The following is an 18,787-nucleotide window of genomic DNA, read 5'->3' as shown; positions in this document are numbered from 1 at the left end:
TAACCCTATGCGTCAACAGGGCAGGCATCCTCATGCGCGCCTGCCATCGGGAGGAGCACCATGTCTGTTTCACACACCGCCGCCGCCGGCGGACAGTTTATCGCCGGTGAACGGGTGGCCGCGGGCCGGGATATCATTCACAGCCTGTGCGCCGCCACCGGCGAACCCACCGGCCATGACTATGCACAGGCCACCCCCGAGGAAGCCCGCTTATCAGCGCAGGCCGCGGCTGCCGCCTTCCCGGCCTACAGCCAGACCGACAGCGCCCGGCGCGCACGGTTTTTAAATGCCATCGCCGACGAAATCGATGCCCTGGATGACAGCTTCCTGCAGCTGGCACATCTGGAAACCGCTCTGCCCCTGCCCCGTCTGCAGGGAGAAAAAGCCCGCACCAGCGGTCAGCTGCGCCTGTTTGCCCGATTGCTGGCCCGGGGGGATACGGAAAATGTTCGTATCGATACGGCGCTGCCGGGCCGCAAGCCGCTGCCCCGGCCGGATCTGCGCCAGTATCAACTGCCCCTCGGCCCGGCGGCGGTATTCGGCGCCAGCAATTTCCCGCTGGCGTTCTCCACCGCCGGCGGCGATACCGCCTCGGCCCTGGCGGCCGGCTGCCCGGTAGTGTTCAAGGCCCACAGCGGCCATCCGGCCACCGCCGAAGGCATTGCCCTGGCCATTGAGCGGGCCCGGCTGGCGCAAAACCTGCCGGCGGGGGTGTTTAACATGATTTATGGCGACTTTATCGGCGCCGAACTGGTGCAGGCGCCGGAAATTCAGGCGGTGGGCTTTACCGGCTCCCTGAAAGGCGGACGGGCGCTGTTTGATCTGGCGGCCCGGAGGCCGCAGCCCATCCCGGTGTTTGCCGAGATGTCCAGCGTCAACCCGCTGCTGCTGCTGCCCAACGCCGTAAAGGCGCGGGGCGAACAGATTGCCAAGGACCTGGTGGGCTCTTTTACCCTGGGGGCGGGCCAGTTCTGCACCAAGCCGGGTCTGATTATTGGCGTGGCCGGAGAGGATTTTGACCGGTTTATCGGCCAATTGACCCGGTGGGTCAATGCCGCCCCGCCGCAGTTTATGCTGCATGCGGGCATCCTGGAAAATTACCGGCAGGGCGTGGCGCGCTGGGACCGGCATCCGGCGCTGCGGCGGCTGGCGCAAGGCAAGTCCGCCGATAACCAGGCGGCATCCCGGCTCTATCAGGGAGATAAAGATCTGCTGCTGTCCGCCATGGACCCGGTGTTGCAAGAGGAAGTCTTCGGTCCGCTGGCGGTAGTGGTAACAGTGGCCGATCTTGAGGAACTGCTGGTTGCCCTTGACCATTTGCAGGGACAGCTCACCGCCACAATCCTGGCGGAGCCGGCGGATTTACCGCTGACCAGCCCCCTATGCCGGCGCCTGCTGCATAAAGCCGGCCGGGTATTGTTCAACGGCTACCCCACCGGAGTGGAAGTGAGCGACGCCATGGTGCACGGCGGTCCCTGGCCCGCCACCTCCGACGCCCGCGGCACCTCCGTCGGCACCCTGGCCATCAGCCGTTTCCAGCGGCCGGTATGCCTGCAGAACTGGCCGGCGGAACTCTTGCCGCCGCCGCTGCAGGATGCCAACCCGCTGAACCTGCTGCGGCTGGTGAACGGCAAATATACCAGGGATGCCATTACAGGCAATACGCCTGATTAAAGACGTGTCCGGTCGGGTCAGGATGATAGATCGTAAACACGCCGTAAATACATCCATGTAGGCTCGATCCGCGCCGTCCTGGCGCGGACGGTTTACTCTTCTATCATCCTGCCCCTCCTTACCAGCCTCGAGTGAATTTTCAGCCGTCGAATACGTCTGCAACAACCAAATAGCGGGAGACCGTGGCAATGGGGCCGGAGCGGCCATCGTCGGCCGCGAAGCGCCCCATGCCAGGGTAGGCCGGCCATCGCCGATGGTGCAACGACCCTGTCAAAGGAAGACCGGAACCAGGCGCGACACTCTTTATATCGGCGGCAGCCGATAAGAGGATTCCTGCACTTTTACCAGCACAGGATCATCGCGATACAGGGCCGGGAAAATCTGCTTGAGCGCCGCTACCTTCGGCAAATCGTTAATAACGATATACGGCGCCTCGGGATTATTGGTCAGGTAATTCTGGTGATAGGCCTCGGCCGGGTAAAAATCCCCTTTTTCGAGACGGGTCGCCAGCGGCGCGGCAAACACATGGGCGGCATTCAGCTGGGCGATATACGCCTGCGCCACCTGCTGCTGCGCGGCGGAGCGCGGAAAAATCGCCGAGCGGTACTGCGTGCCGCTGTCCGGCCCCTGCCGGTTAAGCTCCGTCGGGTTGTGGGCCACGGAAAAATAGATCTGCAGCAGGGTGCCGTAGGACACCTTGGTCGGATCGAACACCACCTCCACCGATTCCGCATGGCCGGTGTCGCCGCCGCTGACGGCGTTATAGTTGGCATTTTGCGCCGATCCGCCGGTATAGCCCGCCACCACGCCGGTCACGCCATTAACATGCTGGAATACCCCCTGCATGCCCCAAAAGCAGCCCCCCGCCAGCACGGCGGTCTCCGCATGCACCGTGGCGGCGGCCTCATCGCGGGCCGGGGGCGGTATCTTTACCGCGTCTTCAGCGCCGCCCGACGACCAGGCCATGCACTGCCACAGCAGCGCGGTAATGGCAACTGCCGCCGCCAAAACACCGCGGCGGCCCCGGAAAGCGAGAAAGAAAAAGCGTTTAGTCATGATAGTCCCCACGGCCGTTAACCAAAGGTAAAGGCGTAAGCTGAAACACCGGCATCCAGAAACTCAATGTCGAAGGTATGCTCGCCCGTGCTGTTCTGCTGGCGAATTAATTGATACAGGCGCTGCTCGGTTACCGTGCCATCCCCCTCAGGGGACACATCGGTACCGTGGGCGCCCGACGGCGCCTTGCCGTCCAGCGTAACGTGAAAGCGTACCGGTTTGCCGTCTTTGGTCGGGCCCAGCACCAAATGCAGATCCCGGCCGTGGAAGCGGTAGACGATATGTCCGCCGTCGCCGTTCAGCGTCACGCTTTCCGGGCCCACCGTCCAGCGCCCACCGAGCCCCCAATTGTTCAAGGACAGCGTCCCGGGCAGGCTGTACTCCGCCGGCGCATCGTTGACCGCCTGTCCCGAGGCGAAATTCTCCGCCCGCATATAGCCCAGATAGGTCTCGGGCGATGCGTCCTGCTGACCGCCGGCGGCCTGCTCCACCCCCTGCCCCTGCACCTGGCTGATGGCGGTAGTGACGTTACGCGCCCCCGCCTCCCGCAACAGCTGCTGAATCACCTGTTCCGACTGCGCATATTCCCCTTCGCCGAAATGCTCATAGCGAATTTCGCCTTTGGCGTCGATAAAATAATGGGCCGGCCAATACTGGTTATTGAACGCGCGCCAAATGCGGTAGTTATTGTCAATGGCGATAGGGTAAGTCACTCCCAGCTTATTGGCCTGCCGCGTCACGTTATTGATATCCCGTTCGAAGGCAAATTCCGGCGCATGGACGCCGATCACCACCAGTCCCTGATCGTGATACTTGGCGGCCCAGGCTTTTACATAAGGCAAAGCGCGCAGGCAATTGATGCAAGAGTAGGTCCAGAAATCCACCACCACCACTTTGCCACGCAGCTGCGCGGCGGTGAGCGGCGGAGAATTCAGCCACTGCACCGCGCCGTCCAGGGACGGCATGGGGCCGTCATCGGTAAGCATAGGCGAGATATCCGCCACGGTTTGCGGCGTGGCGCCGGCCGCCGACGTTTGTGCCAGTGCCGGGGCAGCGCCATGATTGTCGCTCGGCGTGAAGCGGTCCAGCAGCTTTTGTTCGATACCGCCGGTGGAGGCGGTTGAAATCTGCGCCAGTACGCCGGTATCCAGGCCAAAGGCAATAGCCACCACTCCCACCAGCATGGCGCCGCCGATGCCGCGCCGGATCCATTCGCCGGCCCCGAGCGAACGCTTCATCATGCTGAACACCTTGCCGCCGATCAGCAGCGCCAGGGTCAATGAGGTGGCCGCGCCGGCGGCATAGGCCAGCAATAACAGCGTGGTGCCGATGCTGGCCCCCTGCAGGGCGGCGCCGGTGAGCAACAGACCGAGGATCGGGCCGGCGCAGGGCGCCCACAGCAAACCGGTGGCCACGCCCAGCAGCAGGGATACGCCGATGGGCGCCTGTTTATTGACGGAAGAAAGACGGTCGTTCATGCGGTTGCCCGCCGACACCAGGGGCTGCATCACCCGATCCGCCAGGTGCGGCATCAGCAGCGTCACGCTGAACAGCGCCATCAGGGCCAGCGCCAGCCAGCGGCCATATTGATTGGCCGACGCCACCCATCCGCCCCCCACCGCCGCCAGGGTGGCCACCAGGCTAAAGGTGAGCGCCATGCCCGCCAGCAGCGGCAGTCCGGAGCGCACAAAGGATTGATCCGACCGGGCGAAAACAAACGGCAGAACCGGTAGTATACAAGGGCTGGCGATGGTCAACACGCCGCCCAGATAGGCCAGGATTATTAAAATCATAGGATCTCCTTTTCATGATATGGCATCAGCATGCCAAATCAACCCGCCCCGCTCCATGACCGCCGGATGACAAAATTGTCATTCAAGGGCAGTGTTTATACTTCCCGTGCGGGCAGGCGCGCAAATCAATTTCAATTCCTACAGATGTACCCTATATGGCATAAAAAGATTGAGATCCCATCATAAATATAATTAATTTACTGATAAATTATTATCAGCTGGATAACAGGGACGTCCGGCCAAATTTAAGCAATGATGTACTTGAAGTGTCAACGGGGGTACCTAAGGACACGGTCAGTCGAGGATTCCAAAGCCACAATATTTAATAATTGATGAAAGAAATTTTTCCAACATATTTTTTTCAGCCATCCCCAAGCTTAATAAAACATGAAATAATTATGACATGTGCTTACATGCAGTATTTGTTTATAACTGGCTTTCGTGAGTAAATATTTTTGCCTCGACTATTTGACTATCGTAAATCATAAAATAACTTACAGCAACGGCGAGTATTATCAGAATAAATTCATAATAATCCGTCTTTTATATTCATGAAATCACATTTGCGGCAACATAGCGAAATAACAAATAAAAGATCATTATAAATGTTAAATACAATAATTAACTTTACTTATAAATAGCGGTATTACATGCCAGAAAAAAAATAACTCAACACAAACGAAACACCTTCATGAAATTTTTTTGACATTTTTTAAGCCACCCAGTATAAAAAAATGGCTTAGAAAATTTCTTCCCAAATACAAACACAAGGATATTGATATGCAAAATCAGATGCCAGTTGAAAATGAAGTTGAAGATGAGGTGGAAGTGATAGTAGAAGACAAAGAACGCACCTGCGGTGCCTATAACTTATAAAGTTATGAATAAATGGCTAATCATTAGGAATGATTAGCCATAATTTACAAGGAATACACATGAATATAGCATGCGGTTTTAATCCTAATTTTATCAGTGGAGAAATCCCCATACCAGACAATGTATCTATGATGGAATTAGGGTTAGCAGCCTATAATATTTTATCAACGAATGAAAAAGAAACACCATTGGATAGTTATGATGGAAATTTTTCTCTTCATATTGCCAGAAGCGCAATAACAGAGAATATAAAAAGTGGGGTGCGCTTTATTAATGAAATAATGCCAAAGAGCATTGACGTCGCAGGCACGATTAGCATAGGATTTCATTTGTGTGGGAACAGAAAAGATAACATTGGGAAATATGGTTTTACACCTCATTACGAAAGTAGTACTGAAAAAGAGCAAAATGCCATCTCCTTTCTAAAAAGAGTTTCCGATATTTATCAAATGGAAACATGGATAGAGAATTCAAATTTTTACTCATCAGGACCCGAAGAAATATTTAATGCAATAATAAGTGCAAACCATATAAGTAAAAAAAGCAATTCAAAACAGATTTTTGATTTGGCACATTTAATTATAAATGCATTGAATGCAAAAACAGACCCCCTCATTTTTATCGGAATGATAGATTGGGAAAATGTAATTGAGGTTCATTTGTCAGGGATCATTGTAGGTGAGGATGGAATGTTTCATGACGGCCACTCAGAGAAGGTCCATGATATAGTCTGGAACTGTCTTGATAAAATCATATCAAGTAGACTCATCAATGATGAATGCTATATTACTATCGAGCACACAGAGAATAGTTGGTTAAAAAATTTACCCGGTTATAATGGCGATTTTGAAAAATTGAACTCAATTATAATCGAAGCTAAAAAGAGTAAAGATCGTCCGAATATCATCATGAAAAACCATGCCAAATCATACCTATCAAAAATACTATTTAAATCAATTATAAATAAAAGTGAAATAGAAATAGCTAAATCAGAAAGTATTGAATTACTTATAGATAGATGGATGTTGAGCATAGAGAGAAGCGAAATAAATATTTGCTTAACTAAAGAAGAGGAAGATGAAGCTATTAACTCGATCTATTATCTGAAATCTTTTAGAAATTTTATAAACAGGTAGTTTATGTTAATAGGAACAAATTGGTCTGGAAACAGAGAAATAAATTACATTAAAGAAATGATATTAAAAAATAAAATAGATTTTATAGAGATCTTGATAGATAATTTTTTGCAATGCACTCCAGACTCAATACTTAATGTGAGTAAAGGACTCCCGATAGCATTCCACATTATGAATTCACAGTATATGCATAGAGGAAAAATTGAACTGCAATGTCTGGGAAGTAAAATAAGACTTTTGGCCAATGAACTGAACCCTATTTATATATCCGACCATGTCGGGATTTTTTATCATGATCATTTCCCATTACCAACCATGAGTGAAGTTGATTATTCCAATAATTCAAATGAATATTTTGATAAAATTTCGTTATGGCAAGATTTAGTTGGTGAAAAGATTTATTTTGAAAATTTCCCCTCAATACTTGACGAAAATGCAAAGTTACAGCCTTATTTTTTTAGAGATATGATAAAAAAATGTGGTAGCGGTCTTTTATTTGACATATCAAACGCCGTTATTGCGCAAGAGAACACAGGGACATCATTCGACGAATGGCTAGATTTAAAATCCAGTCATCTACACATTGGGGGTTATGCAGAAACGTCACTATCTCCCACATTTTTAGTTGATACTCATTCAAGTAATTTGTCGAATCTATCATTATATTACCTCAATAGATTTAGAATGAAAAATAATTATTGTCTTGAGTCATTATCTATTGAAAGGGATGATAATTTTGTTTTAGGAGATTGGATTAATGACATCGAGTTATGCAGAGCATAGAAATTGTTATCGTTACGTAATAACCTGTGATTCAAACATTCATAAGCTACTAAACAATAAGTCAGAGTCTTTATCTAAACTCATGATACATAATATCATGAATGTTTTAAATAATCCTTTGAACAGATCGCATTATAACGTCTCATTTGATGAAGTTGAGAAATTCATACGGTGGACTAACAAAAGAAATTACCAACTTGACTGGAGAATATTTGCCTATTTTTGCCTTTTTAAGAACCAGAATAAAAATATATTGGGCATAGAAACCCTAAAAGACTTATTTGTATTTTCTGCTAGTCAATGGACTTATTTCGATAAAAGTAATAAGAATAAAATAATTATTTATTCTAACTTATTGTTTGGTTTTAAATTTATAGCAATAAAATCAGAAAGTGCATCACAACCGAGAAAATTATATATAAAAGAAAGTAAAATGGATGTTTTAGAATTTCATGACAAGGAAAAAGAAATTGCATTTTTTTGATAAAGAAATCATATTACCATCAATAACCATGTTCAAAAGCAGAGTGCTAATTATGGCGATGCAACTGATCACTGTTGTATTGATATATCAATTTTCAAATATTGATTCTGGATTTTTTTTATTGTCAACACAATTTATTCAAGTGTTTGTTGTTGCCTCACATACTTTTTTCATAGGTATAAATATAAAGTCAGAAATTAGCAATAAGAAATCGACTTATAACAATTATTCGTGGCTTTTAATTATTAGCCTAATCATCGGAACCTTGATGACTTTGATGTTGTTAACTTCAATACATTTTTATAGCAATCATGAGAAAACTTTAAGTATAGTCATGACCTTATCTCTAGGAATTTTGCCTTTATGTGTGTATTCTGTAAATTGCAGTGTCTTGGAATCCACAAATAATGAAAAGTACATGATTAAAGTAAATCTATGCAGTATTTTAGTAGAAGTCGCATCATTAATATTTTTATATTTAATAACTCATAATTTAATTTTCTCCATTGCTCTTTCCATTAGTATCACTAGAATGTATATGGCTATACACTCATCCATTCCGCTTATAAAATATTTGTGTTTAAAAAGGTTAAATCTAAATTACATAAAGGACATATTGTGTATAGGTTTATATGAATCAATAACATCAGCATCTTTAGTAATTCTAATGTCAGTACTGATCAAGCATGTATCTACACTATTTTACAATAATGAGTTATCCAAGTTTTCTGTTTACATGGGTATTATGAATTTTCTATTTGTTACCGGATTTTCTGCTGTGATTTCATTGGCAACAAATTATAACAAAGACGAAAATTTTTTCTTAAAAACTTCTGCTAGAAGTAACCTATTTTATTTTTTCATATTTACATCGTCCTCTCCAATTGTTAGTTTTATTATCTTTGGTTCGATCAAAGAAATACCAATTCTCATAGCCTGTTCTTTAACAATACTTTTTGATTTAATGTCAGTTTCTATTATTAATAGGATAAGAACGAAATCACCAAAATCCAAATCTGTGTATTTAAAAATCATACCTGTATTTATTATTTTTTTAATACTATCTAAAATCATCAATCCTACCTCTGCTGAAGTCATACTAAGTTTCTTATTAGCAAATATGTTTTATTTATTCGTTTCAACATTATGGTATTCATTATGGAAAAAGAAGAATTTTTTATCCGAGAAGTTAATTTAGACGATGCACAGAATCTTCTTAATTTTTTTAAGGAATTAGACAACACATCTGAGTTTATGTTAATTGAACCCGATGAAAGAAAAACAGATAAAAGTGAACAACAGGAAATAATCAAAAACTTTGGAAAAGATCGACAAATGTTAATCTGCTTAAATACAAATGACATTGTTGGATTTACTGTTATATCTAAAGGTATCTTTAACCGAAATAGACACCTTGGGTCAATTGTATTAGGTGTAAAAAAAGAATATAGGAACAAAGGTATAGCAAAAAAATTGTTCAATGAAGCGGAAATCTGGTCAAGAAAAAATGGCATCACCCGTCTTGAATTAACTGTCGTGGTAAAAAACACATCAGCAATCATGTTGTATCTATCATTAGGTTTTGTGATTACCGGCCACCGAAAGGCGTCCTTGCTTATACAAGGTGAAATGGTAGACGAATATTATATGACAAAGAAAATATCATAATAAAAACCTGTCTTTAAATTTATAAATGGGGTCAACTCTGATTATAAAATAGTCTCCACGCCTCGATTTTGCACCGGGCATCATCCAAAGACATAAATCCGTTCTCGTTCAAACACTCTTGCCGCAGCCGGCCGTTGAAGGTTTCCACTGTGGCATTATCCGTCGGGTTACCCGGTCGGGAGAAATCGATTTTTATCTGACGTTCGTAAACCCACTTATCGAGCATTTTACCGGCGAATTCACTGCCGTTATCCGCTTTGAGCATAAACGAGGGTGTGATCGGGGGTTAAATTACTGCCGACCTATGTCCCGCAGCAAATCTTTGTCAACAAATACAGATTTTTGCCGGCATAATCTATTAAAATAAGGGTATCTTCTCCGGCCGGCAAACCCAGTAGCCTACCTATGAACCTGAAATTGATGGATATGCTGAAAAAACATTGCGATGCCGCCAATCCCGGCGCGGGGCCTTTGTATCAGCGCCTTGAGCAGGGTTTTCGGGAAATGGTGGACAGCGGCGTGATTAAAGCCGGCTATGCCATTCCCAGCGAACGGGAGCTCTCCGAAGGGCTTGGCCTGTCAAGGGTCACCGTGCGGCGGGCGCTGAGCGAGCTGGCGCAGGCGCAGGTGATAGTCCAGCGCCGCGGCGCGCGCAGTACCGTGGCCGGCCGGGTGGAAAAACCCCTCTCCTCCCTTACCAGCTTCAGCGAGGATATGCTGTCCCGCGGTTACCAGCCCGGCACCCGCTGGCTGGAGAAGGAGTTGATCCAGGCCACGCCGTCGGAGACCATCGCGCTGAATCTCAGCCCCGGCGCGCTGGTTTACCGGCTGAAACGTTTGCGCACCGTGGACGACAGGCCGATGGCGGTGGAAATCGCCGTGGTGCCCCAGGCGTTTATCCCGTCACTCGGGGCCATGGGGGATTCGTTGTATCGGGTGTTTCAACAGGGAGGCACCATGCCGACCCGGGCGCTGCAGCGCATCCGGGCCGAGCCGCTGTCAAAGGCCTATAGCCAACTGCTGGATTTGCCGCCCCACAGCCCGGCGCTGCACGTGGAGCGCCACTGCTATCTGGAGGACGGACGGCCCATTGAATATACCCATACCTGGTATCGCGGCGACAGCTATGATTTTTTGGTGGAATTGCAGCGGGAAGGAAACAATAAGCAGTAAGGCTTAGGCGGGGAGCAAAGCCGGTGTAAACGTAAATCCTGTCTTCAGCTCGCCGCCCGCAGCGCCCAATCGGCCGCTCCCAGCAAACCGGCATCGGCGCCGGCGATGGCGCGGCTTACCGGCAGGCGGAACAGCGCCGGCAGCCCATCGAGTTCCCGCCGGATACGTTCGATCATGTCCGCCGCCAGCCCGACGCTTCCGCCGATCACCGCTTCTTCGATATCCATGAGCATCAGGCAGTTGGCGATGGCCTGGGCCACCGCCCGGGCGGCATTATCCACAATGGCCGCCGCGCGTTCATCCTGCGGGATGCGGCTGAACAGCCCGCGGCTGTCCATGGGCTTTCCCAGCAATGCCTGGGCCTGGCGCGCCAGGGCGGTGCCGGAGGCCACGTGCTCCAGGCAATCCGTGCGGCCGCAGCCGCACGGGGGGACCGGCGCGTCCAGCGGCGGGATGCTGACGGAGGCATGGCCGATATGTCCCGCCAGCCCGTGAGGGCCGGTGCGCAACTGTCCGTCGCAAATCAAGCCGCCGCCGACGCCGGTGGATAGGGTGATAAACAGCAGATTGTTTACCCTGTCCCGTCGCGGCAGATATTCGCCCCAGGCGGCCGCCTGTGCATCGTTAAGCATCACCACCGGACAAGCGAATTGGCGGCGCAGCACGGCCTGCAGCGGAAAACCTTTCCAAAAGGGAATGGTATTGATATTCACTGAAAATACCTTGCCGTCATGCAAAAAGCCGGTGGCCGCCACCGCCACCCTCTCCGGCGGACGGCCGAAATCGGCCACTTCCCGGACGGCTGCCAGAAACGCCTCTTCGTTATAACGCATCGGCACCTGATGCCGCTCGACAATGCCGCCGTCTTCTATGCGTGCAGCGGAGATTTTGCTGCCGCCGATATCCAAGGCCAGAATCATACGCCCTTGCTCCGTTTTTCCGCGCCCGCCAGCGCGCTGAGATACCATTCGGTAATATGTTCCACCCGGGTGATGGCCGAGCCGACAGTGACGGCAAAAGCGCCGGCTTCAAGAGCCGCCGCCGCCTGCGCCGGTTCACGGATGCGGCCTTCCGCCATGACCCGGTAGCCGCGGGCCGCCAGGGCGGCTATCAATTCCAGATCCGGCCGGTGCATGGGCTGCCCGGCGGTTTCCTCGGTATAGCCGGACAGGGTGGTGCCGATAAGATCGCAGCCCAGCTGCGCTGCGGCAATGCCCTCCGCTAGGGTGGCGCAGTCCGCCATGATAGTCAATTTCAGCGCCCTCGCCCGCCGGTACAGCTCCTCCACCGGCACCGGCCGAACCCGATGGGTGGCATCAAAAGCCACGATACTTGCCCCCGCGGCGGCCAGATCGGTTATATCCTGCAGAAAAGGGGAAATGCGCACCGGTGAATCCGTCAGATCCCGCTTAACGATGCCGATAATGGGAATATGCAAATTCCTCGCCACCTGCCGTATGTTGTTAATGCCCTCAATGCGCACCGCCCCGGCGCCGGCCAGTTCGGCGCTTTTCGCCATCGCCACCACGATATCCGGGTGGTCCATCGGCCCCAGGGAAACGGGTTGGCAGGAGACAACCAGTTGATGTTCGAGCCCGCTCAGGTTCATAACCTACCCAGTCCTTCTTGCTAGTTCAGCGTGGATGATCAGATAAGCATATTAATACCAGATATGTAAACTGGTATTTTAAAATAAAACAAAGGCACCACAATTGCGCATGTTTTGTGACAATGCGCACTGAAATAGTGCTTAAAAATCTGCCATTATCGCTCTAATTATCAGCTTCTATCTCGAATAAAATGCCATGAATGAGTACAAGTATATGTAATTAAATAGTATTATTCATCTGGTATTATACTGGCATGATATTTGTATCATCATCACCCTACCGGACCCCCCTTTTTGGCATCATCCCGAGGGACTCCTGAAACCATGAAAAGAAGGAATGCAGAATGAAAGACCGCATTATCAAGGTCGGCGTGATTGGTGCCGGATTTATGGGTGCCATGCATGCCCGGGTATATCAGCAGTTGTACGGCGTGGAGGTTATCGGCATCGCCGACCCGGATGTGGCCCGCTGCGAAGCGTTGAAACAGTGGATCCCGGCGGTGCAATGCTTTAGCGATTACCAGGAAATGCTGGCGCTGCCGGACCTGGATATGGTGAGCATCTGCACCAAGGATGACTTTCATCTGGCGCCGGCCCTGGCGTCGGCTAAAGCCGGCAAGCATATTTTCCTGGAAAAACCCATCGCCGCCACGCTTGAGGACGGCCAGGCGATCGTCGACGCCGCCCGCGACGCAGGAGTCCGGCTGGGCATCGGTTTTTTGCTGCGCTTCGATCCCCGTTATTCCCGCGCCCGGGAGATTATCGCCTCCGGCGAGGCGGGGGAAATCAGCCATATCGCGGCGCGGCGCAATAGCCCGGCCATCGAGGGGCCGGCCCGCTATGGCGGCAGCCTGCCGCTGCCGCTGCATGTCACGGTGCACGATGTGGATATGGTGCTGTGGCTGCTCAAGCATACCCGCCCGGTGACGGTGTATGCGCAGACCACCAATAAACGCCTGGGTCATTTGGGCACGGAAGACGCGGTGTTCGCCATTATCCGTTTTGCCGACGGCGCCGTGGTGAACCTGGAAAGTTCTTGGGCCCTGCCGGCGGGTTCGCGCACCCTGCTGGATGCCAAGATGTCGATCCTGACCACCGGCGGCCTGTTCGAGGTGGAGTGCGGCGAATCCGGCCTCTATTACGCCAGCGAAGAGATGAACCGCTATATCGATACCCAGCACTGGCCGCTGAGCCAGGGGGAAATCAAGGGGGATCTGCGGGAAGAACTGATGGCGTTCATCAGCGATCTGCGCAGCGGCGGCACCAGCGTGGCCACCGGCGAAGAGGCCGGCGAGGCGTTGCGTATCACTCTTGCCATTATGGACTCCGCCCGCAGCGGCGAAATTGTTCACGTCTGAAATCCTACTACCAAAAGGTCATATCATGAGCATGAAGACCCTTCGCCTCGGCGCGGCCGTCAGCACCCTGTTGTTCTTCTCCGGTCACGCCGGCGCCCAGGAAACCCTTCGCGTACTGCTGGAAGGACACAGTACCAGCGACTCCATCAAGGCCCTGCTGCCGGAGTTTGAAAAACAAACCGGCATCAAGGTGCAGGCGGAAATCGTGCCCTACAGCGACCTGACTTCCAAGGCGCTGTTGGCGTTTTCTTCCAAAAGCGGCCGTTACGACGTGGTGATGGACGATTGGGTCCATGCCGTGGGTTACGCGTCCGCGGGCTATATCCTGCCGCTGGACAAGTGGATGTCAGGGGATACCGCCTTTTACGACGCCAATGATTTTGTCAAAGGTTATGCCGATACCCTGCGTTACCAAAATCACTTTTACGGGCTGCCGGTGTATGGCGAAAGCACCTTCCTGATGTACCGCAAGGACCTGTTCAATCAATACGGCATCCCGGTGCCGAAAACCTTTGACGATCTGGCGGCGGCGGCCAAAACCATCAAGGAGAAGAGCGGCGGCAAAATTGCCGGTATTACCCTGCGCGGCGCACAGGGCATCCAGAATACCTTTGCCTGGGCGGCGTTCCTGTGGGGCTACGGCGGGCAGTGGATTGACGGCGGGAAATCCGCCATCGCCTCGCCCCAGGCCATTGAAGCCACCAAAGCCTATGTCAGCCTGTTGAAGAACTATGGGCCTATCGGCGCGGCGAATTTCGGCTGGCAGGAAAACCGGCTGGTGTTCCAGCAGGGCAAAGCGGCCATGACCATCGACTCCACGGTGAACGGCGGCTTTAACGAAGATCCGAAGGAATCCAGCGTGGTGGGTAAAGTGGGTTATGCCCCGGTTCCGGCCCAGCCGGGGGATCATCCGGGCAACAGCGGCGCGCTGCAGGTGCACGGGCTCTATCTGGCCAGCGCAAGCAAACATCAGGATGCGGCCTGGAAGTTTATCAGTTGGGCCACCGACAAAGAGACGCAGATGAAATCCGTCGAGCTCAACCCCAATGCCGGCGTGAGTTCCCTTAGCGCCATCAACAGCGCGGCGTTCGCCAAGCGCTACGGCGCCTTTAAGGACGGTATGCTGGCGGCGCTGAAAAACGGCAATGCCAATTATCTGCCGGCGGTGCCGCAGTCCACGCAGATTATCAATAATACCGGCATTGCGCTGTCACAGGCGCTGGCGGGCACGCAATCGGTGGAAAGCGCGCTGCAGCAGGCCAACAGCAACAATGACAAAGCCTTGTCGCGCTAAGCCATGAGAGCCAAACTCACGCGCCTGGCGTTTACCTGGCCGCTGCTCATCGCGCTATTGCTGGTCTCGTTTTATACCCTGGGATATTCCATTTACCTGGCGGTGTACAATATTGACCTGATGTCGGCGCCGCCCTTTGTTTTCAGCGGCCTGGTCAACTTCATCGATGTGCTGCAACAGCCGCGGCTGTGGTACTCCTTGTGGCATACCCTGGTATATGTGGCCGGTTCGACGCTTATCGAACTGGTGCTGGGCTGCGCCGTGGCGCTGTTTATCAGCGGCGATTTTTTCGGCCGCCGTCTGGTGCGGGCGCTGTTGCTGCTGCCGATGATTGTCACGCCCATCGTCGGCGGACTTATCTGGCGCATTTTTTACGATCCCGGTGCCGGGCTGTTCAACTATCTGCTCGGCCTGTTGGGGATGGCGCCGGTGGATTGGCTGGGGGATCCCGACATCGCCATGGCTTCTCTCATCCTGGCGGACGTCTGGCAGTGGACGCCGTTTATCATACTGCTGGTATCCGCCGGCCTGGACGCCCTGCCCCAGGAGCCGCTGGAGGCCGCCGAACTGGACGGCGCCCACGGCTGGCGGCTGCTGGCGTTTATCAAGCTGCCCATGATCAAGCCCATCATCTTGATAGCCCTGTTTCTGCGCATGATAGACGCCTTCAAGTCCTTTGATCTGATTTATGTCATGACCCGCGGCGGGCCGGCGCTGGCGACGGAAACCACCAATATGTTCGCCTATCTCACCGGTTTTCAGGACTTTCGCATCAGCGAGGCGGTGGTGATTGCCATCATCAATACGCTGCTGGTGATAGCAGTCCTCTCCCTGGCCAGTAAACGGATAATGAAAGATGTTTGAACGGATAAAGTATCTGGGGCGCCGCACGCTGTTTTACCTGGTGCTGGCGGTGATTCTGCTGTTTTTCCTGCTGCCGATTTATTGGCTGGTGACCATGTCGCTGAAAAACGGCATCGATGCCTTCGCCATGCCGCCGAAGCTGTGGTTCCACCCGATCCTCGATAACTACCGCGAGGTGCTGGGCAACGGCGATTTTATCCGCGCCTTCGGCAACAGCGTGCTGATTTCCCTGAGCGCCACCCTGCTGTGCCTGTTTACCGGCGCGCTGTTTGCCTACGGATTGGTGTTTTTTATCGAGCGCAAGGGACGGGCTAAACAGTTCGTCATGAGCCTGCGCTTCGCGCCGGTGATCATGCTGGTGATCCCGGTTTATTACCTGATTACCACCCTGGGGCTCACCGACAGCTACTGGGTATTGATCGTGGTCTATACCGTGGCGAACGTGCCCTTCACCATTCTGATGATCACCACTTTTTTCGAGGATATTCCGCCGGAGCTGCGGGAAGCGGCGCTGGTGGACGGCGCCTCGGAGTGGACGGTGTTCCTGCGCGTCATGCTGCCCCTGGCCCGCACCGGCCTGGCGGCCTCCGGCGTGCTGACGCTGTTTTTCATCTGGAACGAGTTCCAGATCGTGCTCACCCTGTCCGGCGATTCCACCCAGACGCTGCCGGTGGCGATAACGTCGTTCCTGACCTTCCAGGGCACGGAATGGGGGCCCCTTACCGCCGCCGGCACGCTGGTGATGCTGCCGATGCTGGTGTTGGGTTTGCTGGTACAAAAACATCTGGTCCGCGGCTTAACCATGGGCGGCGTGAAATAAAACGAGGAGAACCGGACCATGTCCACCATACGCCTGAATAATGTCAATAAGCGCTTTCACGACACGCCGGTGATTAATAACGTCTCCCTTGAAATCAAGCATGGGGAATTTTATGTCTTTATCGGCCCTTCCGGCTGCGGCAAATCCACGCTGCTGCGTATGATTGCCGGCCTGGAAACCATTACCGAGGGGGAAATCTATATCGGCGATCGGCTGGTGAACAAACTGCCGCCCTCGGAACGCGGGGTGGCCATGGTGTTTCAAAGCTATGCGCTTTATCCCCACATGACCATTTTCGACAATATGGCCTTTAACCTGAAGCTGGCCAAGGTAAACAAAGGAGAAATCCAGCGCCGGGTGCTGAACGCCGCGAAGATTCTGCAATTGGAGCCGTTATTGGCGCGGCTGCCCAAAGCGCTGTCCGGCGGCCAGCGCCAGCGGGTGGCTATCGGCCGCGCCATCGTGCGGGATCCCGAGGTGTTTTTGTTCGACGAGCCGCTGTCGAACCTGGATGCCTCGCTGCGGGTAGCCACCCGGGTGGAAATAGCCAAGCTGCACCATCAGTTAGGCAACAGCATGATTTATGTGACCCACGATCAGGTGGAAGCCATGACGCTGGCGGATAAGATAGTACTGCTTAACAGCGGCGCGGCGATGCTGAACAAGGGTTCCATTGCCCAGGTGGGACATCCGCTGACGCTTTACCATCATCCGGTGAATGAATTCGTGGCGGGGTTTATCGGTTCGCCGAAGATGAATTTCCTGCCCGCCCGGTTTATCGGCAGCGACGGGGAAGGCGTGCAGGTTATGCTGGCGGGAACGCAGGTGGTTAGGGTGCATGTGGCCGCCCCCGCCGCCGCCGCGCGGGATGAGGTGAAAGTCGGCATACGCCCTGAGCATCTGCAGCTATGCCCGCCGCGGGAGGCGCATTTGTCTGGCAGGATCCAGCATATCGAGCACCTGGGGGAAGCGGCCTATTATTATATCGCCGTGCCGGGCTTCGAGACGCTGGTGGTGCGCCACGGCGAGCAGCGGCAGCTTAGCCTGGACGATGAGGTGGGCCTGTTTATCCCGGCGCGCCATGCGCACCTGTTCGACGCCGGCGGAGAGGCATTTGCGCGCAGAGCCCATGAAACGCTTCCGGCGCCGGTGTGAGGACCGCAAGCCATGCCGGAATGGAAGGCGAGTTACCTGGAGGAATCTGGAATAAATCTTGCATTGCTCCACTGCCTGTTTCTCCACCGGAAAGCACTATGCGCCATCTCGATAATGATACCCTTGCCGCCTTTGTCGCCGTGTACGATCACGGCAGTTTTACCGCCGCCGCCGAGCAATTGGGAAAAACCCAGGCGGCGGTGAGTATCATGCTCAGCCGGCTGGAGAAACATCTCGGCCAGCGGCTGCTGGAGCGTTCCCGCCAGGGCATCACCCTCACGCCCGCCGGTGAAAAACTCATCGGCTACGCCCGCCAGATGCGGATGCTGGAAGAGGAGGCGCTGTCCGCCCTGGGCTGTTATGACGCCAGGACGCGCATCCGTATCGGCATGCCCGATGATTACCTGGGCACCGTGGGCGCGGCGCTAATTGAGAACTTCTCCCAGCGCAATCCGCAGCTTCAGGTGGAAATCGTCAGCGACTTCTCCTTCAAGCTGCAAAAATCCCTGGAGGAAGGCCATCTGGATCTGGCGATAGTCACCCGCCAGCCGGGCCAGGAACAGGGGGAGTTCCTGCGCCATGAAGCCCAGCTCTGGTGCACGGCCCCACATTGCTATCCGGAGCGGCAATCGGTGCTGCCGATGGTGCTGTTCCCCGATGGCTGCCGGTCGCGGCCGCAGGTGCTGGCGGCGTTGGACCAGGCCGGGCTGCGCTGGCGCATCGTTTGCACCTCTTCCCACCTGACCGGAGTGGAAACCGCGGTGCGCGTGGGGGCGGCGCTGACGGTGCTGCCGGCCTCGGTGATTTCACCGGACTGGCGCATCTTAGGACAAAATGACCGCCTGCCGGCGCTGAAACCCCTCGATCTGGCGCTGCTGCTGCCCGCCGATGCCCATGTGGGCACCCGGCGGCTGGCGCAGTTTATCCGCGAGCTTATCTCCCAGCCCGCGGCGGGGATACCGCGGCCTATTCAGATTGTCAGGTGATCGCCGCAAAGCGGGTTTCACGCCGCGGTCCATCCAGGCTGCCCGGTATTCGCCGCGA

General features: G+C 52.9%; 17 protein-coding genes and 1 pseudogene. 12 read left to right on the top strand and 6 right to left on the bottom strand.

Translation table 11 applies throughout. The features are described 5' to 3' along the window. Nucleotides 1-60: 60 nt before the first annotated feature. The gene (locus ACL2XJ_RS20015; RefSeq protein ID WP_413724257.1) at nucleotides 61-1,674 is read left to right on the top strand and encodes an aldehyde dehydrogenase (NADP(+)); all 1,614 of its coding nucleotides are present in this window, start codon (nucleotides 61-63) and stop codon (nucleotides 1,672-1,674) included. A 303-nt stretch (nucleotides 1,675-1,977) separates the two neighbouring features. Here ACL2XJ_RS20015 and msrA read toward each other — a convergent pair whose 3' ends face one another. Together msrA and ACL2XJ_RS20005 are read right to left on the bottom strand one after the other, a co-directional pair. Continuing rightward, complete coding sequence (gene msrA, locus ACL2XJ_RS20010; RefSeq protein ID WP_132921884.1) at nucleotides 1,978-2,730, bottom strand: peptide-methionine (S)-S-oxide reductase MsrA; 753 nt, start codon at nucleotides 2,728-2,730, stop codon at nucleotides 1,978-1,980. Nucleotides 2,731-2,747: 17 nt separating this feature from the next. After that, on the bottom strand, nucleotides 2,748-4,523 hold the full coding sequence (locus ACL2XJ_RS20005; protein ID WP_413724256.1) for a cytochrome c biogenesis protein DipZ: 1,776 nt from the start codon (nucleotides 4,521-4,523) through the stop codon (nucleotides 2,748-2,750). A gap of 935 nt (nucleotides 4,524-5,458) precedes the next feature. On the opposite strand from ACL2XJ_RS20005, the gene ACL2XJ_RS20000 reads away from it, so the two are divergent. The 3 genes from ACL2XJ_RS20000 (at nucleotide 5,459) to ACL2XJ_RS19990 (ending at nucleotide 7,802) form a co-directional block, all read left to right on the top strand. Next, complete coding sequence (locus ACL2XJ_RS20000; protein ID WP_413724255.1) at nucleotides 5,459-6,535, top strand: DUF692 family multinuclear iron-containing protein; 1,077 nt, start codon at nucleotides 5,459-5,461, stop codon at nucleotides 6,533-6,535. Between the two features lie 3 nt (nucleotides 6,536-6,538). Further along, the gene (locus ACL2XJ_RS19995; RefSeq protein ID WP_413724254.1) at nucleotides 6,539-7,318 is read left to right on the top strand and encodes a DUF692 family multinuclear iron-containing protein; all 780 of its coding nucleotides are present in this window, start codon (nucleotides 6,539-6,541) and stop codon (nucleotides 7,316-7,318) included. Between the two features lie 97 nt (nucleotides 7,319-7,415). After that, the gene (locus ACL2XJ_RS19990) at nucleotides 7,416-7,802 is read left to right on the top strand and encodes a hypothetical protein (RefSeq protein WP_413724253.1); all 387 of its coding nucleotides are present in this window, start codon (nucleotides 7,416-7,418) and stop codon (nucleotides 7,800-7,802) included. 852 nt (nucleotides 7,803-8,654) lie between these two features. On the opposite strand, the gene ACL2XJ_RS19985 is transcribed toward ACL2XJ_RS19990, so the two are convergent. Then, entirely contained in the window at nucleotides 8,655-8,900 is a 246-nt protein-coding gene (locus ACL2XJ_RS19985) for a hypothetical protein (protein ID WP_132921889.1), read from the bottom strand. Between the two features lie 60 nt (nucleotides 8,901-8,960). Here ACL2XJ_RS19985 and ACL2XJ_RS19980 point away from each other — a divergent pair, with 60 nt between their 5' ends. Beyond that, nucleotides 8,961-9,470, top strand: coding sequence for an N-acetyltransferase family protein (locus ACL2XJ_RS19980; protein WP_413724252.1), 510 nt, complete (start codon nucleotides 8,961-8,963; stop codon nucleotides 9,468-9,470). 37 nt (nucleotides 9,471-9,507) lie between these two features. On the opposite strand, the pseudogene ACL2XJ_RS19975 reads toward ACL2XJ_RS19980, so the two are convergent. After that, nucleotides 9,508-9,732 (bottom strand): annotated as a pseudogene (locus ACL2XJ_RS19975) (integrase core domain-containing protein); the annotation flags it as partial. A gap of 143 nt (nucleotides 9,733-9,875) precedes the next feature. Between ACL2XJ_RS19975 and ACL2XJ_RS19970 the strand changes: the two are divergent. Continuing rightward, nucleotides 9,876-10,643, top strand: coding sequence for a GntR family transcriptional regulator (locus ACL2XJ_RS19970; protein ID WP_203521689.1), 768 nt, complete (start codon nucleotides 9,876-9,878; stop codon nucleotides 10,641-10,643). 44 nt (nucleotides 10,644-10,687) lie between these two features. On the opposite strand, the gene ACL2XJ_RS19965 is transcribed toward ACL2XJ_RS19970, so the two are convergent. Further along, nucleotides 10,688-11,563, bottom strand: a complete 876-nt coding sequence (locus ACL2XJ_RS19965) for an ROK family protein (RefSeq protein WP_413724251.1) — start codon at nucleotides 11,561-11,563, stop codon at nucleotides 10,688-10,690. Further along, nucleotides 11,560-12,252 (bottom strand): N-acetylmannosamine-6-phosphate 2-epimerase, encoded by a 693-nt coding sequence (locus ACL2XJ_RS19960; protein ID WP_413724250.1) that lies wholly within the window; start codon nucleotides 12,250-12,252, stop codon nucleotides 11,560-11,562. The genes ACL2XJ_RS19965 and ACL2XJ_RS19960 overlap by 4 nt, the downstream gene beginning before the upstream one ends. Nucleotides 12,253-12,596: 344 nt before the next feature. Between ACL2XJ_RS19960 and ACL2XJ_RS19955 the strand changes: the two genes are divergently transcribed. The 6 genes from ACL2XJ_RS19955 to ACL2XJ_RS19930 all read left to right on the top strand — a co-directional run bounded on the left by ACL2XJ_RS19955 (nucleotide 12,597) and on the right by ACL2XJ_RS19930 (nucleotide 18,729). Further along, a complete protein-coding gene (locus tag ACL2XJ_RS19955) occupies nucleotides 12,597-13,610 on the top strand; it encodes a Gfo/Idh/MocA family protein (protein WP_413724249.1) in 1,014 nt (337 codons plus the stop codon). Between the two features lie 25 nt (nucleotides 13,611-13,635). Beyond that, nucleotides 13,636-14,904 carry an ABC transporter substrate-binding protein gene (locus ACL2XJ_RS19950; protein WP_413724248.1) on the top strand — a complete coding sequence of 423 codons (1,269 nt, stop codon included), beginning with the start codon at nucleotides 13,636-13,638 and terminating at the stop codon, nucleotides 14,902-14,904. Between the two features lie 3 nt (nucleotides 14,905-14,907). After that, complete coding sequence (locus tag ACL2XJ_RS19945) at nucleotides 14,908-15,768, top strand: carbohydrate ABC transporter permease (protein WP_413724247.1); 861 nt, start codon at nucleotides 14,908-14,910, stop codon at nucleotides 15,766-15,768. Next, nucleotides 15,761-16,588 carry a carbohydrate ABC transporter permease gene (locus ACL2XJ_RS19940; protein WP_132921898.1) on the top strand — a complete coding sequence of 276 codons (828 nt, stop codon included), beginning with the start codon at nucleotides 15,761-15,763 and terminating at the stop codon, nucleotides 16,586-16,588. The genes ACL2XJ_RS19945 and ACL2XJ_RS19940 overlap by 8 nt, the downstream gene beginning before the upstream one ends. Nucleotides 16,589-16,606: 18 nt before the next feature. Continuing rightward, nucleotides 16,607-17,743 carry an ABC transporter ATP-binding protein gene (locus ACL2XJ_RS19935; RefSeq protein ID WP_132921899.1) on the top strand — a complete coding sequence of 379 codons (1,137 nt, stop codon included), beginning with the start codon at nucleotides 16,607-16,609 and terminating at the stop codon, nucleotides 17,741-17,743. Nucleotides 17,744-17,841: 98 nt separating this feature from the next. Continuing rightward, nucleotides 17,842-18,729: a LysR substrate-binding domain-containing protein gene (locus ACL2XJ_RS19930; RefSeq protein ID WP_413724246.1), complete on the top strand. Its 888-nt coding sequence runs from the start codon at nucleotides 17,842-17,844 to the stop codon at nucleotides 18,727-18,729. Nucleotides 18,730-18,787 lie beyond the last annotated feature (58 nt).

It is taken from the genome of Sodalis sp. RH16, assembly GCF_047324245.1.
GTDB lineage: Bacteria > Pseudomonadota > Gammaproteobacteria > Enterobacterales > Enterobacteriaceae > Acerihabitans > Acerihabitans ligni.
Note: the sequence above shows the minus strand (reverse complement) of the source record. Positions and strands in the feature narration are given on the sequence as shown.

Bases quoted from the DNA above. Each gene is read 5' to 3' on its own strand.
- ACL2XJ_RS19995 (WP_413724254.1), top strand. From the start codon at position 6,539: ATGTTAATAGGAACAAATTGGTCTGGAAACAGAGAAATAAATTACATT.
- ACL2XJ_RS19990 (WP_413724253.1), top strand. From the start codon at position 7,416: ATGAATGTTTTAAATAATCCTTTGAACAGATCGCATTATAACGTCTCA.
- ACL2XJ_RS19940 (WP_132921898.1), top strand. From the start codon at position 15,761: ATGTTTGAACGGATAAAGTATCTGGGGCGCCGCACGCTGTTTTACCTG.
- ACL2XJ_RS19935 (WP_132921899.1), top strand. From the start codon at position 16,607: ATGTCCACCATACGCCTGAATAATGTCAATAAGCGCTTTCACGACACG.
- ACL2XJ_RS20005 (WP_413724256.1), bottom strand. From the start codon at position 4,523: ATGATTTTAATAATCCTGGCCTATCTGGGCGGCGTGTTGACCATCGCC.
- ACL2XJ_RS19960 (WP_413724250.1), bottom strand. From the start codon at position 12,252: ATGAACCTGAGCGGGCTCGAACATCAACTGGTTGTCTCCTGCCAACCC.
- ACL2XJ_RS19980 (WP_413724252.1), top strand. From the start codon at position 8,961: ATGGAAAAAGAAGAATTTTTTATCCGAGAAGTTAATTTAGACGATGCA.
- ACL2XJ_RS19965 (WP_413724251.1), bottom strand. From the start codon at position 11,563: ATGATTCTGGCCTTGGATATCGGCGGCAGCAAAATCTCCGCTGCACGC.
- msrA (WP_132921884.1), bottom strand. From the start codon at position 2,730: ATGACTAAACGCTTTTTCTTTCTCGCTTTCCGGGGCCGCCGCGGTGTT.
- ACL2XJ_RS19930 (WP_413724246.1), top strand. From the start codon at position 17,842: ATGCGCCATCTCGATAATGATACCCTTGCCGCCTTTGTCGCCGTGTAC.
- ACL2XJ_RS19955 (WP_413724249.1), top strand. From the start codon at position 12,597: ATGAAAGACCGCATTATCAAGGTCGGCGTGATTGGTGCCGGATTTATG.
- ACL2XJ_RS19970 (WP_203521689.1), top strand. From the start codon at position 9,876: ATGAACCTGAAATTGATGGATATGCTGAAAAAACATTGCGATGCCGCC.
- ACL2XJ_RS20000 (WP_413724255.1), top strand. From the start codon at position 5,459: ATGAATATAGCATGCGGTTTTAATCCTAATTTTATCAGTGGAGAAATC.
- ACL2XJ_RS19945 (WP_413724247.1), top strand. From the start codon at position 14,908: ATGAGAGCCAAACTCACGCGCCTGGCGTTTACCTGGCCGCTGCTCATC.
- ACL2XJ_RS19950 (WP_413724248.1), top strand. From the start codon at position 13,636: ATGAGCATGAAGACCCTTCGCCTCGGCGCGGCCGTCAGCACCCTGTTG.
- ACL2XJ_RS20015 (WP_413724257.1), top strand. From the start codon at position 61: ATGTCTGTTTCACACACCGCCGCCGCCGGCGGACAGTTTATCGCCGGT.
- ACL2XJ_RS19985 (WP_132921889.1), bottom strand. From the start codon at position 8,900: ATGACTTCAGCAGAGGTAGGATTGATGATTTTAGATAGTATTAAAAAA.